Annotated in this window: 23 protein-coding genes; 17 read left to right on the top strand and 6 right to left on the bottom strand. The window is 74.8% G+C overall.

Translation table 11 applies throughout. The annotated features are described in order from the left end of the window. Positions 1-76: 76 nt before the first annotated feature. The 3 genes from BMZ50_RS13460 to BMZ50_RS13450 form a co-directional block, all read right to left on the bottom strand. Positions 77-982, bottom strand: coding sequence for an SDR family oxidoreductase (locus BMZ50_RS13460; RefSeq protein ID WP_091325355.1), 906 nt, complete (start codon positions 980-982; stop codon positions 77-79). Positions 983-1,062: 80 nt separating this feature from the next. Further along, positions 1,063-1,734: a 3-oxoacid CoA-transferase subunit B gene (locus BMZ50_RS13455; protein ID WP_091325353.1), complete on the bottom strand. Its 672-nt coding sequence runs from the start codon at positions 1,732-1,734 to the stop codon at positions 1,063-1,065. Then, positions 1,734-2,495: a CoA transferase subunit A gene (locus tag BMZ50_RS13450; protein ID WP_091325350.1), complete on the bottom strand. Its 762-nt coding sequence runs from the start codon at positions 2,493-2,495 to the stop codon at positions 1,734-1,736. The genes BMZ50_RS13455 and BMZ50_RS13450 overlap by 1 nt, the downstream gene beginning before the upstream one ends. A gap of 431 nt (positions 2,496-2,926) precedes the next feature. On the opposite strand from BMZ50_RS13450, the gene BMZ50_RS13445 reads away from it, so the two are divergent. From BMZ50_RS13445 to BMZ50_RS13435, 3 genes are read left to right on the top strand one after another with little or no spacing between them, the layout of a single operon-like run. Then, positions 2,927-4,030, top strand: coding sequence for an NDMA-dependent alcohol dehydrogenase (locus tag BMZ50_RS13445; protein ID WP_245753638.1), 1,104 nt, complete (start codon positions 2,927-2,929; stop codon positions 4,028-4,030). 58 nt (positions 4,031-4,088) lie between these two features. Then, positions 4,089-5,567: an aldehyde dehydrogenase family protein gene (locus BMZ50_RS13440; RefSeq protein WP_091325346.1), complete on the top strand. Its 1,479-nt coding sequence runs from the start codon at positions 4,089-4,091 to the stop codon at positions 5,565-5,567. Positions 5,568-5,577: 10 nt separating this feature from the next. Then, entirely contained in the window at positions 5,578-6,699 is a 1,122-nt protein-coding gene (locus BMZ50_RS13435; protein ID WP_091325344.1) for an NDMA-dependent alcohol dehydrogenase, read from the top strand. Between the two features lie 189 nt (positions 6,700-6,888). Here the strand turns inward: BMZ50_RS13435 and BMZ50_RS13430 are convergent, their stop codons facing one another. Then, complete coding sequence (locus BMZ50_RS13430; RefSeq protein WP_091325341.1) at positions 6,889-7,761, bottom strand: IclR family transcriptional regulator; 873 nt, start codon at positions 7,759-7,761, stop codon at positions 6,889-6,891. A 365-nt stretch (positions 7,762-8,126) separates the two neighbouring features. Here BMZ50_RS13430 and BMZ50_RS13425 point away from each other — a divergent pair, with 365 nt between their 5' ends. Genes BMZ50_RS13425 through BMZ50_RS13410 form a run of 4 tightly spaced genes read left to right on the top strand, consistent with a single transcriptional unit; the run spans position 8,127 to position 11,489 of the window. Then, positions 8,127-8,690, top strand: coding sequence for a UGSC family (seleno)protein (locus BMZ50_RS13425; protein WP_091325337.1), 564 nt, complete (start codon positions 8,127-8,129; stop codon positions 8,688-8,690). Continuing rightward, the gene (locus BMZ50_RS13420) at positions 8,687-9,793 is read left to right on the top strand and encodes a hypothetical protein (RefSeq protein ID WP_245753637.1); all 1,107 of its coding nucleotides are present in this window, start codon (positions 8,687-8,689) and stop codon (positions 9,791-9,793) included. Before BMZ50_RS13425 ends, BMZ50_RS13420 begins: the two co-directional genes overlap by 4 nt. Continuing rightward, complete coding sequence (locus BMZ50_RS13415) at positions 9,790-10,626, top strand: SDR family NAD(P)-dependent oxidoreductase (RefSeq protein WP_245753636.1); 837 nt, start codon at positions 9,790-9,792, stop codon at positions 10,624-10,626. The genes BMZ50_RS13420 and BMZ50_RS13415 overlap by 4 nt, the downstream gene beginning before the upstream one ends. After that, complete coding sequence (locus tag BMZ50_RS13410; RefSeq protein ID WP_091325334.1) at positions 10,623-11,489, top strand: SDR family NAD(P)-dependent oxidoreductase; 867 nt, start codon at positions 10,623-10,625, stop codon at positions 11,487-11,489. The genes BMZ50_RS13415 and BMZ50_RS13410 overlap by 4 nt, the downstream gene beginning before the upstream one ends. A 40-nt stretch (positions 11,490-11,529) precedes the next feature. On the opposite strand, the gene BMZ50_RS13405 is transcribed toward BMZ50_RS13410, so the two are convergent. Continuing rightward, positions 11,530-12,078, bottom strand: a complete 549-nt coding sequence (locus BMZ50_RS13405; protein ID WP_091325331.1) for a TIGR03086 family metal-binding protein — start codon at positions 12,076-12,078, stop codon at positions 11,530-11,532. 36 nt (positions 12,079-12,114) lie between these two features. Here BMZ50_RS13405 and BMZ50_RS13400 point away from each other — a divergent pair, with 36 nt between their 5' ends. From BMZ50_RS13400 to hisF, 4 genes are all read left to right on the top strand, one after another. Continuing rightward, entirely contained in the window at positions 12,115-12,951 is an 837-nt protein-coding gene (locus BMZ50_RS13400; RefSeq protein WP_091325327.1) for a helix-turn-helix domain-containing protein, read from the top strand. Between the two features lie 112 nt (positions 12,952-13,063). Further along, the gene (gene priA / locus BMZ50_RS13395) at positions 13,064-13,798 is read left to right on the top strand and encodes a bifunctional 1-(5-phosphoribosyl)-5-((5-phosphoribosylamino)methylideneamino)imidazole-4-carboxamide isomerase/phosphoribosylanthranilate isomerase PriA (RefSeq protein ID WP_091325325.1); all 735 of its coding nucleotides are present in this window, start codon (positions 13,064-13,066) and stop codon (positions 13,796-13,798) included. Then, a complete protein-coding gene (locus BMZ50_RS13390) occupies positions 13,795-14,187 on the top strand; it encodes a RidA family protein (protein WP_091325322.1) in 393 nt (130 codons plus the stop codon). The genes priA and BMZ50_RS13390 overlap by 4 nt, the downstream gene beginning before the upstream one ends. Further along, positions 14,184-14,954, top strand: coding sequence for an imidazole glycerol phosphate synthase subunit HisF (hisF, locus tag BMZ50_RS13385; protein WP_091325320.1), 771 nt, complete (start codon positions 14,184-14,186; stop codon positions 14,952-14,954). The genes BMZ50_RS13390 and hisF overlap by 4 nt, the downstream gene beginning before the upstream one ends. A 10-nt stretch (positions 14,955-14,964) precedes the next feature. Here the strand turns inward: hisF and BMZ50_RS13380 are convergent, their stop codons facing one another. After that, the gene (locus BMZ50_RS13380) at positions 14,965-15,576 is read right to left on the bottom strand and encodes a TIGR03085 family metal-binding protein (protein ID WP_091325316.1); all 612 of its coding nucleotides are present in this window, start codon (positions 15,574-15,576) and stop codon (positions 14,965-14,967) included. 113 nt (positions 15,577-15,689) lie between these two features. Between BMZ50_RS13380 and BMZ50_RS13375 the strand changes: the two genes are divergently transcribed. The 6 genes from BMZ50_RS13375 to BMZ50_RS13350 are packed head-to-tail and all read left to right on the top strand — an operon-like array spanning position 15,690 to position 22,613. Beyond that, entirely contained in the window at positions 15,690-17,465 is a 1,776-nt protein-coding gene (locus BMZ50_RS13375) for an ABC transporter ATP-binding protein (protein WP_245753635.1), read from the top strand. Beyond that, complete coding sequence (locus BMZ50_RS13370; RefSeq protein WP_245753634.1) at positions 17,462-19,294, top strand: ABC transporter ATP-binding protein; 1,833 nt, start codon at positions 17,462-17,464, stop codon at positions 19,292-19,294. The genes BMZ50_RS13375 and BMZ50_RS13370 overlap by 4 nt, the downstream gene beginning before the upstream one ends. A gap of 2 nt (positions 19,295-19,296) precedes the next feature. Further along, positions 19,297-19,716 carry a hypothetical protein gene (locus BMZ50_RS13365; protein WP_143087168.1) on the top strand — a complete coding sequence of 140 codons (420 nt, stop codon included), beginning with the start codon at positions 19,297-19,299 and terminating at the stop codon, positions 19,714-19,716. A 29-nt stretch (positions 19,717-19,745) separates the two neighbouring features. Further along, entirely contained in the window at positions 19,746-20,261 is a 516-nt protein-coding gene (locus BMZ50_RS13360; protein WP_091325312.1) for a hypothetical protein, read from the top strand. A 10-nt stretch (positions 20,262-20,271) separates the two neighbouring features. Continuing rightward, positions 20,272-21,924 (top strand): FAD-binding dehydrogenase, encoded by a 1,653-nt coding sequence (locus BMZ50_RS13355; protein ID WP_091325462.1) that lies wholly within the window; start codon positions 20,272-20,274, stop codon positions 21,922-21,924. After that, on the top strand, positions 21,921-22,613 hold the full coding sequence (locus BMZ50_RS13350; protein WP_091325309.1) for a hypothetical protein: 693 nt from the start codon (positions 21,921-21,923) through the stop codon (positions 22,611-22,613). The genes BMZ50_RS13355 and BMZ50_RS13350 overlap by 4 nt, the downstream gene beginning before the upstream one ends. The last annotated feature ends 8 nt before the right edge of the window (positions 22,614-22,621 follow it).

Here is a 22,621-nt window from a genome sequence, read left to right as displayed (position 1 = left end):
GGTCTTCGCTGCCGCCGTCCACAGGGCCGCCCGGAGGGGGCAGAAATGGCCATTTCTGCCCCCTCCGGGGCTGGGGTCAGCGCGAGAGGCGCGGGGAGGGCAGGCGGCGCTCCGGCGAGTAGACCGGGTGCGCGGTCAGGAACGGGATCGCCGCGGCCCGCTCCTCGTTGATCGGCTCGTCGGGGAACGCGGCCAGCGTGGTGTCGAAGCGGTCCTGCACGCCGGCCTTGAACTCCGGGTGGGTGAGGATGAACAGGTCGTTGCGGCGGACGCCGTCCAGCACCCGCTCGCCGGCCTCGACGTAGCTCATGTAGGGCTGGGTCTTGGCCCGCTCGAGGAACTCCGCCGGCGGCGGGGTGTAGCCGCTCTCGCCGTACTGCTGGGGCCGGTTGGCCACGGCGCCGGCGATGTTGCTGTGCACCGGGCCGGGGCAGTACGCCGAGACGCCGATGCCCTCGGGGGCCAGCTCGATGGCCAGCGCCTCCGACAGCGCCACGACGGCCGCCTTGGTCATCGAGTACAGGCCCGCGACGATCGGCATGAGCGCGGCCATCGAGGCGGTGTTGACGACGTGCCCGCCCTGCCCGTGGGCGCGCATCCGCGGCACGAACGCCTGGATGCCGTGGCCGACACCCTTGATGTTGACGTCGATCAGCCAGTCCCAGTCCGCCGGCGTGGCCTTCATGACGGGGCCGGTGAGCCCGATCCCCGCGTTGTTGACCAGCACGTCGACCCGGCCGTGCCGCCGCTCGGTCTCCTCGGCGGCCCGCTCGACGGCGTCCCGGTCGGTGACGTCGAGCAGCACGGCGTCGGCGGACAGGCCCGCGTCGGCGAACTCCTTGAGCGTCTCGTCGACGTGCTCCTGGCGGCGGCCGCTGATGACGACCGTCATGCCGGCCCGGGCGAAGGCCAGCCCGATGCCGCGGCCGATCCCGCTGGACCCGCCGGTGATGAAGGCGACCTTGCCCTCGACGTCCTGCATGTTCTCTCCTCGTCTCGACACGATCCGGGCCCGCACCGCACGGACGGCGGTACGGGCCCGGGAGCCAGGGACCGGACCGGTCAGCCGGCCAGGTGCTCGGTGTAGGGGGCGGTGGTGTTCGCGCGGACGTCCTCGGGGGTGACGCCGGGGGCGCACTCGACCAGCCGCAGCGCGCCGTCGACGACGTGGAAGACGGCGAGGTCGGTGTAGACCCGGGTCACCACGCCCTTGCCGGTCAGGGGCATCGTGCACTCGGGCACGATCTTCGGCCGGCCCGTGCGGTCGACGTGCTCCATCGCGACCCACACCTGCGGCGTGCCGGCGACGAGGTCCATCGCGCCGCCGACGGCGGGGTTCTTGCCCGGCACGTACCAGTTGGCCAGGTCGCCGGAGGCCGACACCTGCAGCGCGCCGAGGATGGTGCAGTCCAGGTGGCCGCCGCGGATGATCGCGAACGACAGCGCCGAGTCGGTGATGGCCGCCCCGCTGATGAGGGTGATCGGCTGCTTGCCGGCGTCGGTGAGGTCGGGGTCCTCCTGGCCGGGGGCGGCCTCGGCACCGATGCCCAGGACGCCGTTCTCCGCGTGGAGGACGACCTCCTTGTCCGCGGGGAGGAAGCGGGGGACCAGCAGCGGGATGCCGACCCCGAGGTTGACGACGTAGCCGTCCTGCAGGTCCTCGGCGAGCCGCTGGGCGATGCCCTCGCGGGTGCGCCCGACGACGGGGGCCGGGGCGGGGATGGTGCCGGTCATCAGGAGGCCTTCCTCGTCGGCGCGGCGGCGGGGTCGTCGATGGCGGGGGCCTTGCCGGTGGACAGCACCACGTCGTCCACGAACACGCCGGGCAGGTGGACGTCGTCGGGGTGCAGCTCGTCGGCCTCGACGAGGTGCTCGACCTCGGCGAACGTCGTCCTCCCCGACATGCCCGCCATCGGGTTGAAGTTGCGGGCCGAGAGCCGGAACCGCAGGTTGCCCTTGCGGTCGCCCTTGTGCGCCTTGACGAACCCGAAGTCGGCGACGATGCCCTCCTCGAGGACGTGCTCGCGGCCGTTGATCAGGCGGGTCTCCTTGGCCGGCACGTGCTCGGCGACGCCGCCGTCGGGGGCGTAGCGCAGCGTGAAGGAGCCGTCGGAGAGCATCGTGCCCGCGCCGGAGGGCGTGAAGAAGGCGGGGATGCCGGCGCCACCGGCCCGCAGCCGCTCGGCGAGGGTGCCCTGCGGGATGAGCTCGAGCTCCACCCGGCCGGCGAAGTACTCGTCGTAGAACTCCTGCAGGATCGGGAAGGACGCCGTCACGCGGCGCAGCCGGCCCTCGTGCAGCAGCCGCCCGACGCCGGTGAAGTCGTGGCCGACGTTGTTGACGATCACGTGCAGGTCGCGCTTGTCCAGCTCGCAGAGCGCGTCGAGCAGCGCGTCCGGCCGGCCGGAGCTGCCGAAGCCGCCCACGGCGATGGAGGCACCCGAGGGCACGGCGTCGACCACGGACAGGACGTCCTCGCGGAACTTGTCGATCACTGGCGGTCCTTCACGGGGGATGGGTCCTTCCACGGGGATGGGCTCGCTCGCGGACCGGACGGCGGCTCCGCGGAGGCGCCGGGCGGCGCGGGGACTGCTGGTTCAGCGACCGACCGGTACCGGGCAGCGGTTGCTCAGGTCGGCACGTCGAGTGCAGCAGCCGCACCGGCGGGGGAGCAGTGCCACTTCCACGTGCCGGAAAGGAGACGCAGTGCACAGCTCGGGCGGGGAGCCGGTTCCGCCGTCGTCTTCCGTGATGGGGAAGACCTGTGGTCCGCGCCACCTCCGCCGCCGCAGATTGGACGCGGCCGGGAGAGCGCTCAGCAGTTCCGGCGGTCGGCACCCGAGGGCCCGCGCCCGACGGCCCCGCGCCTCCGCCGAGCACCCCGCTGCGGCCGACGTCCAGTACCTGGGAAGGAGCCCATATGAGCATGACCACGCGCGCCGCGGTCTGCCGCGAGCCTGGTCGGCCGTGGGAGATCACCGAGCTCGAGCTCGACGAGCCGAAGGCCAACGAGGTCCGCATCAAGTTCATGGCGGCCGGCATGTGCCACTCCGACGACCACATCCAGAAGGGCGACGCGCAGATGCGCTTCCCCGTGGTCGGCGGGCACGAGGGGGCCGGCATCGTCGACGCCGTCGGTGCCGGCGTCACCCGGGTGAAGGTCGGCGACCACGTGGTCTGCTCCTTCATCCCCGCCTGCGGCAAGTGCCGCTACTGCTCCACCGGCCGGCAGAACCTCTGCGACGAGGGCAAGAACGCCTCCACCGGCGAGTTCCCCGACGGCACCTTCCGCTTCCACCAGAACGGCGAGGACTTCGGCGGTCTGTGCGTCCTGGGCACCTTCTCCCAGTACGCGGTCGTGAGCGAGTACTCGGTCATCCAGATCCCCGAGGACATCCCGTTCGAGATCGCGGCCCTCGTCGGCTGCGGTGTGCCCACGGGCTGGGGCAGCGCGGTCCACCTCGCCGGCGTCAAGGCCGGCGACACCGTGGTCATCTACGGCGCCGGTGGCGTCGGCAGCAACGCGGTCCAGGGCGCGGCCCTCGCCGGCGCGGAGCGCGTGGTCGTCGTCGACCCGGTGGAGTTCAAGCGGGAGATGGCGACCGTCTTCGGCGCCACCCACACCTTCGCCTCGGCCAAGGAGGCGCACGAGTTCGTCGTCGAGTCGACCTGGGGTGAGCTGGCCGACCACGCGATCATCACCGTCGGCAGCCTGCACGACGAGGTCATCGCCGACGCCCTGCAGGTGGTCGGCAAGGCCGGTCAGGTCACCGTCACCGCCGTCGGCAACGGCTGGGTGAACGAGCACCCCGGCGTGTTCATCGGCTACCAGCGGCGCGTGCAGGGCGGCATCTTCGGCGGCTGCAACCCGCTGCACGACGTCCCGCGCCTGATCAGCCTCTACCGCTCCGGGAAGCTCAAGCTCGACGAGCTGGTGACCAGGACCTACACGCTCGACGAGGTCAACCAGGGCTACCAGGACATGCTCGACGGCAAGAACATCCGCGGCGTCATCGTCCACGAGCACTGAGGCATCGAAAGTCAGAGGCGCTGAGCCGCCGGCAGACAACGGAACTGAGGACGAAGACATGACGATCGCCCCTCCCGGCCCTGCGACCGGGAAGTCCCTGATCATCGACAACGCGCAGCTGATCGGCGGCGACTGGGTCCCCGCCGCGAGCGGCGAGACCATCGACGTGCTGAACCCGGCCACCGGCGAGGTGCTCGCACGGGTGCCCCGCGGCACCGCCGCGGACGTCGACGCCGCCGTCTCGGCCGCCGAGGCCGCCTTCCCGGCCTGGCGCGACACCAACGCCACCGCCCGTGCCGCCCTGCTGTTCCGCTGGGCCGCGCTCATCGACGAGAACATCGCCGAGCTGGACTCCCTGGAGTCCCAGGAGGTCGGCCGCCCGCACTGGGGGCCGCCGCCGATGTCCGGCCAGCTCCGCTTCACCGCGGGCCAGGCCGACAAGGTGCAAGGCCTGTCCCTGCCGACCTACACGCCGGACGCCCTCGGGCTGACCCTCCGCGAGCCGTACGGCGTCGTCGGCGCGGTCATCCCGTGGAACGCCCCCGGCCCGATGTTCGTCACCGACGTCGGCCCGGCCATCGCCGCGGGCAACACCATCGTGATCAAGCCGGCCGAGGACGCGCCGCTGACCGCGCTGGCGCTGGCCAAGCTGGCCGTCGAGGCCGGCATCCCGGCGGGCGTGGTCAACGTCGTCACCGGCTACGGGCACGAGGCCGGCGCCGCCATCCCGGCGCACCCGAGGATCCGCCGGATCAGCTTCACCGGCTCCCCGCAGACCGGCGAGCTGATCATGGCCGCCTGCGCGAAGAACCTCACCCCGCTGCACCTGGAGCTGGGCGGCAAGTCGCCGCAGGTCATCCTCGCCGACGCCGACCTCGACGCCGCCGTCCCGGCGATCGCCCGGGGCATCACGCTCAACACCGGCCAGATCTGCGCCGCCGGCTCGCGGGTCGTGGTCGCGCGCTCGATCCACGCCGAGGTCGTGCAGCGGCTGGCCGAGCACATGTCCCAGGTCAAGGTCGGGCCCTGGTACGAGCAGGTCAACATGGGCCCGCTCATCAACGCCAAGCAGCAGGAGCGCGTGCTCAAGTACATGCAGCTGGGCCAGGAGGAGGGCGCTGAGCTCGTCCTCGGTGGCGGGCGCCCGTCCGGGGAGCAGTTCGAGCGCGGCTTCTTCGTCGAGCCGACCCTGTTCGACAACGTCGACCCGGCGATGCGCATCCACCAGGAGGAGATCTTCGGGCCGGTCCTCGGCGTCACCCCGGTGGACGACGACGAGCAGGCCCTCCAGGTCGCCAACGGCACCGACTACGGCCTGGTCGCCTCCGTCTGGACCCGCGACGTCGGCAAGGCCGTCAAGTTCGCCCGCGGTCTGCAGGCCGGCCAGGTCGCGGTGAACGCCGCGCTGGGCGCCGGGGTCATCGGGGGGCCGTTCGGCGGCTACAAGCGCAGCGGCTTCGGCCGGTCGATGGGCGCCGACGCGGTCCTCGACTACACCCAGGTCAAGACCGTGTCCCTCCGTGGCACCGGGAACTGAGAGGGATCGCATGAGCAGCATCACGACGCGCGCGGCCATCGCCCGCGAGGCGCACAAGGGCTGGGAGCTGGTCGACCTCCAGCTCGACGACCCCAAGGAGCACGAGGTCCGGGTCAAGTTCGCCGCCTCGGGCCTGTGCCACTCCGACGACCACATCACCCAGGGCGACGCGCCGGTGCGCATGCCCGTGGTGGGTGGCCACGAGGGGGCCGGCATCGTCGAGTCGGTCGGCCCGAACGTCACCCGGGTCAAGCCCGGTGACCGGATCGTCTGCTCCTACATCCCGGCCTGCGGCGCCTGCCGGCCCTGCTCCACCGGGCACCAGAACATGTGCGTCAAGGGGCTCAACGCCGGGACCGGCATGTTCCTCGACGGCACCTTCCGCTTCCACCTCGGCGACGAGGACCTCGGCGGCTTCTGCACCGTCGGCTCCTTCTCGCAGTACGCGGTGATCTCGGAGTGGGCGGCCATCCCGCTGGCCGACGGCATCCCGTGGGAGGTCGCCTGCCTGGTCGGGTGCGGCGTCCCCACCGGCTGGGGCTCGGCGGTCAACGCGGCCGGCGTCCGGGCCGGGGACACCGTGGTGATCTTCGGTTCGGGCGGGGTCGGCAGCAACGCCGTCCAGGGCGCCCGGTACGCCGGCGCGAAGAACGTCGTCGTCGTCGACCCGGTCGAGTTCAAGCGCGACATGGCCACCTCGGTCTTCGGCGCGACGCACGCCTTCGCCTCGGCGAAGGAGGCGCACGAGTTCGTGGTCGAGACCACCTGGGGCCAGCTGGCCGACCACGCGATCCTCACCCCCGGTGTGGTGACCGAGGAGATGGTCAACGCCGCCATCCAGATGACCGGCAAGGGCGGCAAGGTCACCATCACCGGCGTCGGCAAGCTGACCGAGAAGGCCGCGCACTTCCACGCCGGCGCGCTCATCGGCTACCAGCGGCAGGTCCGCGGCGCGCTGTTCGGCGACTGCAACCCGCTCTTCGACGTGCCCCGGCTGCTCCGCCTGTACCAGGACGGTCAGCTCAAGCTCGACGAGCTGGTCACCCGCACCTACAAGCTGGACGAGGTCAACGAGGCCTACCAGGACCTCGCCGACGGCAAGAACATCCGCGGCGTCATCCTGCACGAGTAGAAGGACCACGTCCTCCTCACCGCTCGCAGGCTCGCGGTGAGCCTCTGGACGGGGCCGTCGTAGGGGCCCGACGCTGAGGCCGCCGGCACCTCCTGGTGCCGGCGGCCTCAGCCGTGCGCCCGGCGAGCCGTGCGCGGACACGACGACGCCGCCGGTCCCTGAGGACCGGCGGCGTCGGGTCAGCGGGGGTCAGCGCGACCGCGGCGTCATCGCACCCCCGGTGCGCGACGCGCGAATGGCGCCGCCCGCCTCGGGGGTGGCCGAGGGCGAGCCCAGGGCGCGCGAGATGCCGCGGGCGGTGGCGGCCAGAGCCGGCGCGAGGGCGTGGCTCGGCACGGTCCCGCGCTGCACGGTGACGCCCAGGGCGGCGACCACCTCGTCGCGCCGGCCGCGCACCGGGACGGCGATGGCGAGGGCGTCGGGCGTCAGCTGGTTGTCGGCGATGGCGACCCCGGTGCGGCGCACCTCGGCGAGCACCCGGCGCAGCTCGCCGACGTCGGTGATCGTGTCCGGGGTGAACCGCTTCAGCCGCGCCTGGAGCAGCTCGTCCTGCACCTCCCGGTCGGCGAAGGCCAGCAGCACCTGGCCGGTGCCCGTGGCGTGCAGCGGCCAGCGGCCGCCCAGCCGGCTGAGCACCTGCACCGCACCCCGGGCCCGCAACGCCTCCACGTAGACGCCGTCGGCGCCGTCCCGGACGGCGAGGTGCACGTTGGCGCGGGTGGCCTGGTGCAGGTCGTCGAGGTAGGGGAGGGCCAGCTCGCGCAGCTGTAGCCCGTGCGGGGCCAGCGCGCCGAGCTCGAGCAACCGCAGGCCGATGGCGTAGCGGCCGTCGGGCCCCCGCTCGAGGCCGCCCCACTGCCGCAGCTCGCCGACCAGCCGGTGGGTGGTGGTCAGCGTCAGCCCGGACCGCCGGCTGATCTCGCTGAGGGTGAGGGACGGGTGCGTCGGGCCGAAGGCGGACAGCACGGCGAGCACCCGGCCGGCGGCCGTCGCGGCCCCTCCGACCGGGAGCCGGGCCGGCTGGCTCTCGGTGGCGGCTGCGGTCGGTGTCGGAACTGCCATCAACGCCCTCTCGTTTCGCGGCCCATCACGTTGGGTCATGCACCCATCGTGGGCCGCGCCACTGTGCGCAGGCGGTTCCTGCGGTGTCAAGCACGCCCGCCGGTGGGTGTGCCGCGCGCCCGGCTTCCACCGGGGGGAAGGCCCGTCGCTGCGGGAGTGTGGCTCCGCACACCATGGTGGGGCGAGGACGGGCGGGTGCCCGGCGCCCGCCGGAGGGCGGTGCGCCGGCCGCCATGCGCGCCGTCCATCAGCCGTGATCCGCGCGCCGGCCGGGCCTCCGGGCCCCGGCCCGCGGCCCCATCCCGCCGAGAGGACACGAGCAGCGTGAACCCGAACCCGAACCCCGTCGCGGGAGGAACCGCCTGATGGCCACCCTCGCCGACATCCTCGACCCGACCGGCCGGGCGACGGCCCGCATCGGTGCCACCGCGCGGGCGCCGCGGCGTACCGGCCTGACCGGCGTCCGGCTGGGGCTGCTGGAGAACACCAAGCACAACGCCGCCCTGCTGCTCGACGAGCTCGCGGCGCTGCTGCAGAGCGAGCACGGGGCCTCGGCCACCGTCCTGCGCCGCACCAAGACCGCGTTCGCGCTGCCGCTGCCGGAGGAGACGCTGGCCGAGCTGGTCGGCGAGTGCGACGTCGTCCTCACCGGGGTCGGCGACTGCGGCTCCTGCAGCGCCTCGGCGGTCGCCGACGGGATCGCGCTGGAGCGGGCCGGCGTGCCGGCCGCGGTCATCTGCTCCGACGCCTTCACCGCCACCGCCAGCGGGATGGCCGAGGTCCAGGGCGCGCCCGGCTACGCCTACCTGACCACCGCCCACCCGGTGGCGATCCTCGACGCCGACGCGGTCCGCGAGCGGGCCCGCCAGCTGCTGCCGCAGGTCGTGGCGACGGTGACCGACGCGTCGGCGCAGCGGGTGGCGTCGTGACGCTGCAGGCGGACGCGCCGGTCGCCGTCCCGGACGCCGACCCCGAGGCCGCCCAGGCGGCGATCGAGCACTGCTACGCGCAGGACTGGTCCGACGGCCTGCCGCTGGTGCCCGCGACCCGCACGCTGGTCGACCGGTTCCTCGCCACCGTGGACCGGCAGCCCGACGAGGTCATCGGCACGCTGCCGCACCTCAACCGCAGCGTGACCCTCGAGCTCGCCGCCATCAACGCGGCGATGGCCGGCTGCCGCCCCGAGTACTTCCCGGTGGTGCTCGCCGCCTGGGAGGCCATCCAGCGCGACCGCTCGGCCACCGGCGGAGGCTGGCAGAGCACCAGCGGCCCCTCGCCGCTGCTGGTCGTCAACGGGCCGGTGCGCCGGGAGCTGGGCTTCAATGCCGCCGGCGGCGCCTTCGGCCCCGGCTTCCGCCCCAACATGACGATCGCCCGTGCGATCGGCCTGATGGTGCGCAACGCCCTCGGCGTCGTCCCGCACGGCTTCGAGCAGGCCACCCAGGGCCTGCCCGGCCGCTGGCAGGTCTGCCTCGCCGAGAACGAGGAGGAGAGCCCCTGGGAGCCGCTGGCCGTGGAGGGCGGCGTGCCCGCCGGCACCTCGGCGGTCTCCGGGATGCTCACCCGCACCGTCGAGTACGTCGACAACCGGCACACCGCCGACCCCGAGCAGCTGCTCGCCGACTTCGCCGACACGATCTCCCGCAGCGGCGCCGCGATCTTCCGCCACCACCCGGCCGGCATCGTCTTCTGCCCGGAGCACGCGCAGTTGCTGGCCGGGGCCGGGATGAGCAAGGCCGACGTCCGTGCCTGGCTGGTCGAGCGGTGCGGCCGGTCCAAGGCCGACCTGGCGCGGGTCGGCAAGGACGGCGTCGGCGACAACGGCGTCCGCTTCGCCGACGGCGGCACCGACCCCGGAGCCTTCGACCGCCTCTTCGCCACCGACGGCCCCGAGGCGCTGCCGATCCTCGTCGCCGGCGCCCGCAACGCCGGTATCTCGATGGTCGTGCGGGTCTTCTCCGGCTGGTCGGCCAGCTCCGTGCCGGTCGTCGGCCGGACCACCCCCTCCACTCCGGTAGGAGCCGCGCAGTGACCGAGTACAGCGAGTCCCTCACCGACCCCTTCGGCGGGGCCGGTGACCTCTGGATGGCCGGCCGCACCGCCCTGGTGACCGGCGGTGGCCAGCAGAGCGACAACGAGCCCGGGGTCGGCTACGCCATCAGCCGGGTGTTCGCCGCCCACGGCGCCCGGGTGGCGGTCCTCGACCGGGACCCGGCCGCGGCGCAGCGCACCGTCGACGCCATCGAGGCCGACGGCGGCAAGGCGGTCCCCGTCGTCGCCGACCTGCTCGACGACGACGCCTGCAAGCGGGCGGTGGAGGAGACCGTCGCCCAGTTCGGCGGCGTCGACACGCTGGTCAACAACGTGGCGGTGGGCGACCGCGCGGGCATCTTCGAGGTGACCCCCGAGCGGTTCCACCAGCTGATGGACCTCAACCTGACCACCGCCTGGCAGATGACCCGCCACGCGGTGGAGGTGCTGCCCAGCGGCTCGGCGATCGTCAACATCAGCTCGGTCGGCGTCCGGGCACGCGGGCCGGGCATGGTCTACAACCTGGCCAAGGCCGGCCTGGAGAACATGACCGTCGGCGCCGCCAACACCCTCGGCGACCGCGGCATCCGGGTGAACTGCGTGCAGGTCGGCGCCATCTGGGGGGCCTTCGCCGCCGCCAACATGTCGCCGGAGATGCGGGAGATCCGCAAGGGCTGGTCGGCGCTCGGCACCGAGGGCAGCCCCTGGGACATCGCCCAGGCGGTGTTGTTCCTCTCCAGCGACCGGGCCCGCTGGATCTCCGGCCAGATCCTGTCGGTGGACGGCGGCCCGAGCAGCCCCAAGCCGCCGAAGCCCGCCGGGGAGAACCGGTGACCGTGCAGCGGGTCGCCCTCGTCACCGGCTGCGGCAAGCCGGACGGGATGGGCCAGGCGATCGCGCGGCGGCTCGCCGCGCAGGGCACCGCCGTCGTCGTCACCGACCTGCAGGCCACCGGGGTGCCCAACCGGCAGCAGGAGCACCGGTCGGCCGGCTGGGGCGGGGTCGAGGCGCTGGTCGCCGACCTCACCGCCGCCGGGGGGACGGCCGCGGCCGTGCTCGGGGACGTCGCCGTCGAGGCCGACGCCCAGCGCATGGTCGATGAGGCTGTGCAGCGCTTCGGGCGGCTCGACGTGCTGGTCAACAACGCCGCGGCGCCCCAGGGCCCGGACCGCGCCGACGTCGCCGACATCCCGGTCGAGGTCTTCGACCGGGTCGTCGCGGTCAACCTGCGCGGGCCGTGGCTGATGAGCCGGGCGGCGGTACCGGTCATGCGCACCCAGCGCTCCGGCCGGATCGTGAACATCTCCTCGATGGCCGGGCTCACCGCGGCCCCCTTCTCCGGGCCGTACTCGGCGTCCAAGGCCGGCGTCATCGGCCTCACCCGGGCGCTGGCGATGGACCTGGGCCCCTGGGGGATCACGGTCAACGCGCTGTGCCCCGGGCTGGTCGGCACCAGCCGGGCGTTCCTCAGCTCGGGTCCGGACGTCGACGAGGCCGCACTGATGGCCCAGCGGGGTCGCGCCATCCCCGTGGGCCGGGTGGGCCTGCCCGAGGACGTCGCCGCCGCGGTCGCCTTCCTCGCCTCGCCCGAGGCCGGCTACGTCACCGGGCAGGCGATCCCGATCGACGGCGGCGGCATGAGCCCGTTCCCGCTGCGCCACCCGGAGCCGCTCGCCGCCGACGGGCAGGGGCGCTGAGGGCGGCCCCCGTGCCCGCCGGCGGTCGCCGGTGCCCCGGTCAGGCCCGGCGACCGAGCCGGGCGAGGAGGCGGGCCGCCCGGTCGGCGCCGGCCCGCGCCTCGATGCCGGGGCGGCAGACCCCCTCCATGTAGAGGGCGTCGCCGAAGCCGTCCGCGCCGGCCTCGATGCGGTCGAGTTCGTCGGGGGAGAGGCCGGTGTCCCCGCCGGTCGCCCGGGCGACGTCCCACCGGTGCACGACCATGTCGAAGACGTAGAACCGATCCAGGGTGTCGCCGATCGAGGTCGGCCCGAAGACCCCGTCGTAGCCGGCCGCCACCACGCCGTCGTCGGAGATCAGGCCGAGCACCGCCGTGGCGTGCTCCCGCCAGGCCGCGGCCGGATCGAGGGCGACGTCCGGCGCCGCGCCGAGGTCGAGGCCGCGACCGGTGAGGAACGCGCGCTGGGTCTCGATCAGGTGGCCGACGACGTCCCGGGCCGACCAGCCCTCGCAGGGGGACGGGCTGGTCCAGCCGGCCGCCGGCACGCCGTCGAGGATGTCGGTCAGCCGTCGGTCTGCGGCTGCGTACTGCGTCGCGGTGCGGTTCATGCAGGAAACATAGGAAGGTCGGCAGACTCGGTCTTGATGAAAGGCGACACCGGTCCCCGGCCGTGGGAACCGCACGAGCGGGCGCACCTGAAGGACCCGCGGGACGCCTCGCACGTCATCTTCCGGTACCCGCCGGATGCCGGGTTCGAGGAGCTGCTCCGCCGGTTCTGGATCCCGGTCTGGTCGGTGCCGCCGGGCACCGCGGCGCCGCAGAAGGTCCTGCAGTACCCGGTGTGCCTGGTCGTCGTCTCGGCCCACGACGCCCGCTTCCACGGAGTGGCCACGGGTCTGTCGACGACGACGCTGAGCGGCGACGGGTGGGCCGTCGGGGTGATGTGCGCTCCGGCCGCGGGGTGGCTCCTCACCGGGACACCGGTCTCCGGCCACACCGACCGCTCCGTCGCCCTCACCGACGTCCTCGGCGACGACGGCGCGCGGCTGGCCGACCGGGTGCGCGCGGCGATGGGCCCCGACCCCGCCTCCCCGGCCGCACACCGGGCGGCCATGGACGCCGTCGGCGAGGTGCTGCGGCGCTTCCTCCCGGTCGACCCGGAGGGGGAGCTGGTCAACCGGGTCGTGGGGTTCGTCGAGGCGAACAGCGCCGTCCTCCGGGTGGCGCAGGTCTGCGCCGAGTTCGACCTGTCCGAGCGGGCGCTGCAGCGGCTCGTGCAGCGCCGGCTCGGGCTGACCCCCAAGTGGCTGATCCAGCGCCGCCGGCTCCAGGAGGCGGCCGAACGGCTCCGCGCCGGTGGGACGACGCTCGCGGAGACCGCCGCGGTGCTGGGCTACGCCGACCAGCCGCACTTCCACCGCGACTTCGCCCGGGTCACCGGGATGACGCCGGGGGAGTTCTCCGCCCTGCACGCGCGCTGAGAGCCCGGCTGCCGGTGGCCGCGCCGGCCGCCGACGACACGGGATACCGCCGACCGGAGGGTCGCCCGCCGGTGACGCGGGCTACACGCGGCGGGTCACTAGCCTGTCGGTCGTGCCCACGCTGCAGCTGCTCCCCGCCGTCGACGTCGCCGACGGCCAGGCCGTCCGGCTCGTGCAGGGGGAGGCCGGGAGCGAGACCTCCTACGGCGACCCGCTCGAGGCGGCCCTGGCCTGGCAGCGGGACGGTGCCGAGTGGGTGCACCTGGTCGACCTGGACGCCGCGTTCGGCCGGGGCAGCAACCGCGAGCTGCTGGCCCGGGTGGTCGGCGAGCTGGACGTCGACGTCGAGCTGTCCGGAGGCATCCGGGACGACGAGTCGCTGGCCGCGGCGCTGGCCACCGGTTGCCGCCGGGTGAACCTGGGCACCGCCGCCCTCGAGTCGCCGGAGTGGTGTGCCCGGGCGATCGCCGAGCACGGCGACCGGATCGCCGTCGGCCTCGACGTCCGCGGCACCCGGCTGGCCGCCCGCGGTTGGACCCGCGAGGGCGGCGAGCTCTACGAGACCCTCGCGCGGCTGGACGCCGAGGGCTGCGCCCGCTACGTGGTCACCGACATCACCAAGGACGGCACGCTGCGCGGGCCCAACCTGGACCTGCTGCGGGAGGTCTGCGCCGCCACCGACCGCCCCGTGATCGCCTCCGGCGGGGTGAGCTCGCTCGACGACATCCGCGCGCTGGCCGGGCTGAGCGCCGTCGGTGTCGAGGGCGCGATCGTCGGCAAGGCGCTCTACGCCGGCGCGTTCACCCTGCCCCAGGCCCTGGCCGTGACCCGGGAGGTCGCCGCATGAGCATCATCCGGCTCGGCTCCGGGGCGCCCTGGGAGGGCGTGGTCGGGTACAGCCGGGTGGTCGTGCGTGGCGACACCGCGTGGGTCAGCGGCACCACCGCCACCGTCGACGGCGTGGTCGTGCACCCCGGCGACGCGGCCGCGCAGACCCGCCAGGCGCTGGCCAACCTCGAGGATGCGCTGGAGCGGGCCGGGTTCTCGATCGCCGACGTCGTCCGGACCCGGATGTTCGTCACCGACATCTCCCGGTGGGAGGAGGTCGGCCGCGCCCACGGCGAGGTGTTCGGCGACATCCGGCCGGCCACCTCGATGGTCCAGGTGGCCGGGCTGATCGACCCGGCGATGCTGGTCGAGATCGAGGCCGACGCGGTGCGGGGGGCCGGGGCGTGAGCCTCGCCGTCCGCGTGATCCCGTGCCTGGACGTCGACGCCGGCCGGGTGGTCAAGGGCGTCAACTTCGTCGACCTGCGCGACGCCGGCGACCCGGTGGAGATGGCCCGCGTCTACGACGCCGAGGGCGCCGACGAGCTGACCTTCCTCGACATCACCGCCAGCTCCGGGGACCGGGAGACCACCTACGACGTCGTCCGCCGGACCGCGGAGAGCGTGTTCATCCCGCTCACCGTGGGGGGCGGGGTGCGCAGCGCCGACGACGTCGACCGGCTGCTGCGGGCCGGCGCGGACAAGGTCGCCGTGAACACCGCCGCGGTGGCCCGGCCGGAGCTGATCGCCGAGATCGCCGACCGGTTCGGCAACCAGGTGCTCGTGCTGTCGCTGGACGCGCGGCGGGTGCGTGACGGCGCGGCCACCGACTCCGGCTTCGAGATCACCACCCACGGCGGGCGCCGCGGCACCGGCCGGGACGCCGTCGAGTGGGTGGTGCAGGCCGCCGCGCTGGGCGTGGGCGAGGTGCTGCTGAACTCGATGGACGCCGACGGCACCCAGGCCGGCTTCGACACCGAGCTGATCCGGGCCGTGCGCCGCGAGGTGACCGTGCCGGTGATCGCCAGCGGGGGCGCGGGCGAGGCCGAGCACTTCCCGCCCGCGGTCGAGGCGGGAGCCGACGCGGTGCTCGCGGCCAGCGTCTTCCACTTCGGCAAGCTGCGGATCGGCGAGGTCAAGGCCTCCCTGGCCGGCGCCGGCATCCCCGTCCGCTGAGCGACTCCGCTCAGGAGACGGTGACCCGGGCGACGTCGCGGCGGCCGCTCACCCACAGCAGCAGCTCCAGCGGTTCGCCGGTCACCGTGCGGCCACCCGCCCCGAGCCGCTTCTCCACGCCGGGCGCGTCGCTGCGCCGGAGCACCAGCCCGTCGCGGCCGGTGGCCCGCCGGGCGAACATCCTGGCGGCCGGCCACAGCGCGTCCTGGTCGGCCCCCGGCAGGGTGCGCGGCTGCCAGCCCGGCTGCGCCCGCCGCACGTCCTCGTGGTGGATGGTGAACTCGGCCGAGTTCACCGCGGCGCCCACCTGCGGCAGGCGCATCGGCGACCACCGCGGGGGACCCGACCGCACCTGGTCCACCACGGCGGCGTACGGCGTGGCGGTGCGCAGCCGGTCCTCCAGCCGGTGCGACCAGCCGGCCAGCCGCCCGCCGACGGGCAGCATCTCCAGCCCGTAGCCCGGCATCGCGTCCGGCCGCCGGTCGCGGACGGCGAGGTGTGCGGCGAGGTGGGCGGTGGTCCACCCCACGCAGCACGTCGGAGCGTCCGGGCCGAGGGCGTCGAGCAGGTCGGCGAGCCCGGCCCGCTCGCGGTCGGACAGGGGCCGGGAAGAGGAGGCCACCGCCCGAAGTTACCGACGACAGCGGTCCGGCACCGGCCGGATTTCTGCCACGGGTGGTCGGCACGGCTCAGTACAGTCACGCCGCCGCCCCCGCACGACCTCAGAGGAGAGCTGTGCCCCGCCGCCGAGACGCCGTGGTGCGGCGAGGAATCCGCCACATCGGGCGGGCGATCGCCGAGCAACCCGGCATGTTCACGCTGGCCTTCGTCGCCAGCAGCCTCTACGGCGGCATGACCGTCGCCAGCGCCTACGTCATCGGCGAGGTGTCCGGCCGCGTCATCCTCCCCGCGTTCGAGGACGGCGCGACCACCGCCGCGGCGCTCACCCTGGCCGCCGTCGCCATCGTCGCGGTCGCGGTCCTGAAGATCCTCGGCATCCTCGGCCGGCGGCTGTTCGCCGGGATCATGGGCTACCGGCTGCAGGCCGACTACCGGCGCCGGGTCACCGGCCAGTACCTGCGGCTGCCGCTGTCCTGGCACCAGCGCCACCCGACCGGGCAGCTGCTGTCCAACGCCAACTCCGACGTCGAGGCCGCCTGGTACTTCGTCGCGCCGCTGCCCTTCGCCTGCGGCGCGGTGGTGATGATCGGCATCACCGCGGGCGCCCTCTTCCTCACCGACCCGCTGCTGGCCCTGGTCGGCCTGGTCGTCTTCCCCCTGGTCTTCGTGGTGAACGCCGTCTACTCACAGGCGATGAGCCCGCGCATGCGGCGGGCCCAGCAGCTGCGGGCCGAGGTCAGCGAGATCGCCCACGAGAGCTTCGACGCCGCGCTGGTGGTGAAGACCCTGGGCCGGGAGGACGTCGAGACGCGGCGGTTCACCCGGCGCGCGGAGGAGTTGCGCGACGGGCTGGTCGCGGTCGGCCGGGTCCGCGGGCTGTTCGACCCGATGATGGAGGCGCTGCCCAACCTCGGCACCCTCGCCGTGCTGCTGATCGGCGCCGGGCGGGTGGCCGAGGGCGCCACCGACGCCGGCGACCTGGTCTTCATCGCCTACCTGTTCACGCTCCTCGCGCTGCCCATCCGGGCGATCGGCTGGGTGCTCGCCGACCTGCCGCGGGCCCTGGCCGGGTTCGACCGGGTCACCCCCGTGCTCGACGCGACCGGGGAGACGCGGCACGGCCGGGAGGTCGCCGCGGCCGGCGCGGGCGGAGCCGCGCTCGGGCTCGGCGACGTGGGCTTCCGCTTCGACGGGGCAGCGCGGCCCACGCTCTCGGGCGTCACTTTCGAGATTCCCGCCGGCCGCACGGTCGCGGTCGTCGGTCCCACCGGCTCGGGCAAGTCCACGCTGGCCGGACTGCTCGTGCGGCTGGTCGACCCGAGCGAGGGCACCGTGCTGCTCGACGGGGTCGACCTGCGCGCACTGCGGGAGGGGGAGGTCAGCGGCCAGGCCGCGTTCGTCGCCCAGGGCACCTTCCTCTTCGACGACACGGTGCGCGGCAACGTCACCCTCGGCGCCGACCACTCCGACGAGGAGGTGTGGGCGGCGCTGCGGGTGGCCGCGGCCGACGACTTCGTGGCCCGCCTGCCCGAGGGCCTCGACACCCGGGTCGGCGAGCGTGGCGCGACCCTGTCCGGCGGGCAGCGCCAGCGCCTGGCGCTCGCCCGCGCGGTGGTGCGCCGGCCCCGGCTGCTGGTCCTCGACGACGCCACCAGCGCCGTCGACCCGGCGGTGGAGGCCCGCATCCTCGACGCCCTCCGCGCCGCCGACCGGCCCTCCACCGTGGTGGTCGTGGCCTACCGGCAGGCGACCATCGCCCTGGCCGACGAGGTGGTCTGGCTCGAGTCGGGCCGGGTGCTGGCCCGCGGCAGCCACGAGCAGCTGCTCGCCGAGGTGCCCGGCTACGCGGCGCTGGTGCACGCCTACGCCCAGGCGGAGGTGGCGGCGTGAGCGCGCCCGGGATCGGCGGCGGCCACCTCGCCGAGCACCGGGAGGAGGGGGCGCTGGCCACCCTGCGACGCGGGCTGCGGATGATGCCGGAGTTCCGCCGGGGCCTGCCGGCGACCTTCGCGCTCGCGCTGATCGCCACCGGCGGCCGGGTGGTCGTGCCGATCGCCGTCCAGCAGGTGATCGACCGCGGCCTGACCGGCCCGGGCGGCCCCGACCTGGACCTGGTCCGCAACCTCGTGCTCCTCTGCGCCGCCGTCGTGCTGCTGACCGCCGTCGCGGTCTACCGGATGAACGTGCGGCTGTTCCGGACGACGGAGACCGCGCTGGCCGGGCTGCGGGCGCGCGCGTTCCGCCACGTCCACGACCTGTCGATGCTGCACCAGCAGGGCCAGCGGCGCGGCTCGCTGGTCTCCCGGGTCACCAGCGACGTCGACCAGCTCTCCACGTTCATGCAGTGGGGCGGCGTGCTCGGCGTGGTGAGCCTGGGCCAGCTGCTGGTCGCCACCGCCGTGATGGCGGTCTACTCCTGGCAGCTGACCCTGCTGGTGCTGGGCTGCTTCGTACCGCTGGCGCTCGCCGTCCGGGTCTTCGCCCGCCGGCTGGCCACCGCCCACGGCGTGGTCCGCGAGCGGGTGGGCGACGTGCTGGCCGCCGTCTCCGAGTCGGTGGTCGGCGCCCCCACCGTGCGCGCCTACGGCATCCGTCAGCGCACCGCGGCCCGGCTCGACCGCGCCATCGGCCGGCACTACCGCGCACAGGTCGCCGCACAGAAGGTCACCGCCGCGGTGTTCGTGAGCGGCGAGTTCGTCGCCGCGCTGGCCACCGCCGCGGTCGTCGTCGCCGGCGTCCTGCTCGGGCTGGCCGGCGACATCACCGCCGGCACGCTCGTGGCGTTCCTCTTCCTGGTGACGCTGTTCATCGCCCCCGTGCAGACGGCCAGCGAGGTGCTCAACGAGGCGCAGAACGCCGTCGCCGGGTTCCGCCGGGTGCTCGACGTGCTGGCCACCGAGCCCGACGTGCGCGACCCCGCCGAGGCCGACCCCGCACGCGCCCGCGAACTGCCCCATCACCCGCTGGGCGTGCGCTTCGAGCACGTTTCCTTCCGCTACGCGCCGGGCGCCCGCCCGGCCCTGGACGACGTCGACCTGGAGATCGCCCCGCGGCGGCGGGTGGCGATCGTCGGCGAGACCGGCTCGGGCAAGACGACCCTCGCCAAGCTGGTCACGCGGTTGATGGACCCCACCGAGGGCCGCGTGCTGCTCGGCGGGGTGCCGCTGGCCGAGGTCTCGTTCGCCTCGCTGCGGGAGCGGGTGGTGATGGTGCCGCAGGACGGCTTCCTCTTCGACGCCACGATCGCCGACAACGTGCGCTACGGCCGGCCGGGACTGACCGACGCCGAGGTGCTCGCCGCCTTCGCCCAGCTGGGCCTGTCCGCCTGGGTCGAGGGCCTCGCCGAGGGCGTAGCGACCCGGGTCGGGCAGCGCGGCGAATCGCTGTCGGCGGGGGAGCGGCAGCTGGTCGCCGTCGCCCGCGCCTACGTCGCCGACCCCGACCTGCTGGTGCTCGACGAGGCCACCAGCGCCGTCGACCCGGCGACCGAGCGGCGGCTCACCCACGCGCTGGACCGGCTCACCGATGGCCGGACGACGCTGACCATCGCGCACCGGCTGTCCACCGCGGAGCGGGCCGACGAGGTGCTCGTGGTCGACGCCGGGCGGGTGGTCCAGCGCGGCACGCACGCCGAGCTCGTCGACGCGGAGGGTCCCTACGCGCGGCTGCACGCCTCGTGGCGGCGGTCCGCGGCCGGCGACCCCCAGCAGGCGAGCTGACCGTGCCGCCGTCCGACCCCCGGATGCCGGGCCTGGCCTTGGCCGCCGGGCTCGTCGGCTTCCTCGGCGCGCTGCCCCCGGCGCTGCTGGCGGTGGTCGCCATCGCTCTCGGCGGCCTGTCGGGGGACGCCGGCCCCGACCCGTGGACCTACCTGCTGGTGGCCGCCGCGGTCCTGCAGGTGGCGGCCGCCGCGTGGCTGGTCGCCCGCCGGGCCTGGTGGCCACTGGTGCTCGCGGTCCTGCCGCTGGCGGTGTTCACCGGCGCTGTCATCGCGGCGGGGCAGGGGGACGGCGGCCGGGCGTGGCCGCTGCTGCTCCTCGTCCTCCCGGTGATCGCCGCCGGGCTGGCGCTCACGCCGCCGGTGCGACGGTGGGTGACCGGGCGGCCGCGGCCCGCACGGGGAGAGCGCCGGACCCGCTGACCGGGCCGTCGGGACCTAGGCTGCGGCCCATGCCGTCGTCCTCCTCGCGTGGCCGGGCGGCGACGCGGCGCTCGCCGCGACCGGCGCCCCGCTCGCCGCTGGCCCGCGGGGCGCGACCGGCGCTCGACGAGCGCCCGCTGCTGGTCCCGTTCGCCGCCGTGTTCGGCGTGCTGGTCGCCGCCGAGGACATCTACCTGGCCTACCTGCTGTGGGAGCCCGAACCCGGCTGGTACTGGTACGTGGTGCTGCCCGCGGTGCTCGCCGCGATCACCGTTCTGGGTGCGGCGATGGTGTGGCTGGGCCGGGCATGGGGCTGGCTGGTGCTCGCCGCGGCCAGCGTGCTGCCGCTGCTGGGCCTGGTCGCGCTCGTGGTGCTCTTCGGTGCCCTCGGTGGTGGGCAGGCGGTGTGGTGGGGGCTGCTGCTCCTGGCCGGTCCGGTCGGTTGCCTGGCGCTGACCCTGCGCCGCCCCGTCCGCGAGTGGACCCGCCCCGGCCGGGCGACGCGGCCGCCCGACCAGGGGCGAGGGACGGTGCGCGCCCGATAGCGTGCCGACCGTGACGGACATCGACGTCGTCGTGGTGGGAGCGGGGCTGGCCGGGCTGGTCGCCACCGCCGAGCTGGCCGACGCCGGGAAGCGGGTGGTCCTCCTCGAGCAGGAGCCCGAGGCCTCCTTCGGCGGGCAGGCCTGGTGGTCCTTCGGCGGCCTGTTCCTCGTCGACTCCCCGGAGCAGCGCCGCCTGCGGGTGCGCGACTCGCTCGAGCTCGCCCGGCAGGACTGGTTCGGCAGCGCCGGGTTCGACCGCGACGAGGACCACTGGCCCCGCCGCTGGGCCGAGGCCTACCTGCAGTTCGCCGCCGGGGAGAAGCGGGCCTGGCTCAAGGAGCAGGGCGTGGGGTTCTTCCCGATCGTGGGATGGGCCGAGCGCGGCGGTTACACCGCCACCGGCCACGGCAACTCGGTGCCGCGCTTCCACATCGTGTGGGGCACCGGGCCGGGCCTGGTCGAGCCGTTCGCCCGCCGGGTGCGCGCGGCGGTCGACCGCGGGCTGGTGCAGCTGCGGTTCCGCCACCGCGTCGACGAGCTGGTCGTCAGCGGCGGCGCGGTGACCGGGGTGCGCGGGGCCGTCCTGGAGCCCAGCTCCGCGGCCCGCGGCGCGGCCAGCTCCCGGCACGAGGTGGCGCCCTTCGAGATCGGCGCGCAGGCCGTCGTCGTCACCTCCGGCGGTATCGGCGGCAACCCCGACCTGGTCCGGCAGAACTGGCCGGCCCGCCTCGGGCCGGCGCCCGAGCGGCTGCTCGCCGGTGTCCCCGCGCACGTCGACGGCCGGATGCTGCTGGCCACCGAGGCCGCCGGTGCGCGGGTGGTCAACCGCGACCGGATGTGGCACTACACCGAGGGCATCGCCAACCACTCGCCGGTGTGGGCCGACCACGGCATCCGGATCCTGCCCGGCCCCTCCTCGCTGTGGCTGGACGCCACCGGCCGGCGGCTGCCGGTTCCGCTGTTCCCCGGCTTCGACACCCTCGGCACGCTCGCGCACATCGGCCGGACCGGGCACGAGCACACCTGGTTCGTCGCCACGCACAAGATCGTGGAGAAGGAGTTCGCGCTCTCGGGCTCCGAGCAGAACCCCGACCTCACCGGCAGGGACATCAAGCTGCTGCTGGGCCGGGTCAGGGCCGGCGTCCCCGGCCCGGTGCAGGCGTTCCTCGACAAGGGCGAGGACTTCGTGGTCGCCCGCACCCTCCCCGAGCTCGTGGCCGGCATGAACCGGATCACCGGCGGGACGCCGGAGCTCCCGCTCGCCGCCGTCGAGGCCGAGGTCGTGGCCCGCGACCGGGAGATCACCAACGCCTTCACCAAGGACCTGCAGATCACCGCCCTGCGCGGGGCCCGCGGCTACCTGGGCGACAAGCTGATCCGCGTGGCGTCGCCGCACCGGCTGCTCGATCCCGCCGCCGGGCCGCTGATCGCGGTGCGGCTGAACCTGCTGACCCGCAAGACGCTCGGCGGGCTGGAGACCGACCTCTCCGGGCGGGTGCTGCGGCCGGACGGCGAGGCCTTCCCCGGGCTCTACGCGGCCGGCGAGGTGGCCGGCTTCGGCGGGGGCGGCATGCACGGCTACCGGTCGCTGGAGGGCACGTTCCTCGGTGGCTGCCTGTTCTCCGGGCGGGTGGCCGGTCGCGCGCTGGCGGCGGCGCTGTGAGCGGTCCGGTCGACCCCTGGTCCGATCCCGCCGGCGGAACCGGGGCCGGGGCGCCGTACGCCGGCCCGCCGGTGACGGCGCCGGCGAGCTCCTGGGGGACGCCGGCCCCCTACGGCTGGCCGCCCGCCTCTCCCTACGGCGCGGCCCCGTACGGCTGGCCGCCGGCCGGCCCGTACGGCATGCCCTGGCCGCCGCAGGGCGGTCCCCGCCTGCCGGGCCAGGTCATCGCCGCCGCGGTGCTCGCCTTCGTGCAGGCGGGCGTGGTCGCGCTGACGTCGGCCTACGTCTTCCTGCTCGCCTCGGTGTTCACCCTGGCCGCGGCCGAGCCGGGGTTCCCGGGGGACGGCGAGGCGCTGGCCACGGAGGCCTCGGTCCTGGCCGCCCTGCAGGTCGTCTCGGTGATCGTCCTCGTCGCCGGCGGGATCCTCGCGCTCAACCGCCGCAGCCCGGGCGCCCGCCGCACGCTGCTCGCCGCTCTCGGCGCCCAGGTGGCGCTGGCGCTGTACTGGGCGGTGCGGCTGCTCGCCCTCGCCGAGGGTGCCGTCGGGTCGAACCCCTCGGCGGTCCTGCTGTTCGCCGTGTTCTGCTTCGCCGCGGCCCCCGCCGTCGGCCTCGGGCTGCTCGTCGGCCGGCCCGCCCGCGAGTGGTTCGGCGGCACCCCGGGGGAGGGGACGACGCAGCACCGGTGACCCGGGCC

Origin of the sequence: Geodermatophilus ruber, from assembly GCF_900114385.1 — a bacterium.
Classification (GTDB): domain Bacteria; phylum Actinomycetota; class Actinomycetes; order Mycobacteriales; family Geodermatophilaceae; genus Geodermatophilus; species Geodermatophilus ruber.
The sequence above is the reverse complement of the archived record's forward strand: the minus strand, read 5'-3'. Positions and strand labels throughout refer to the sequence as shown.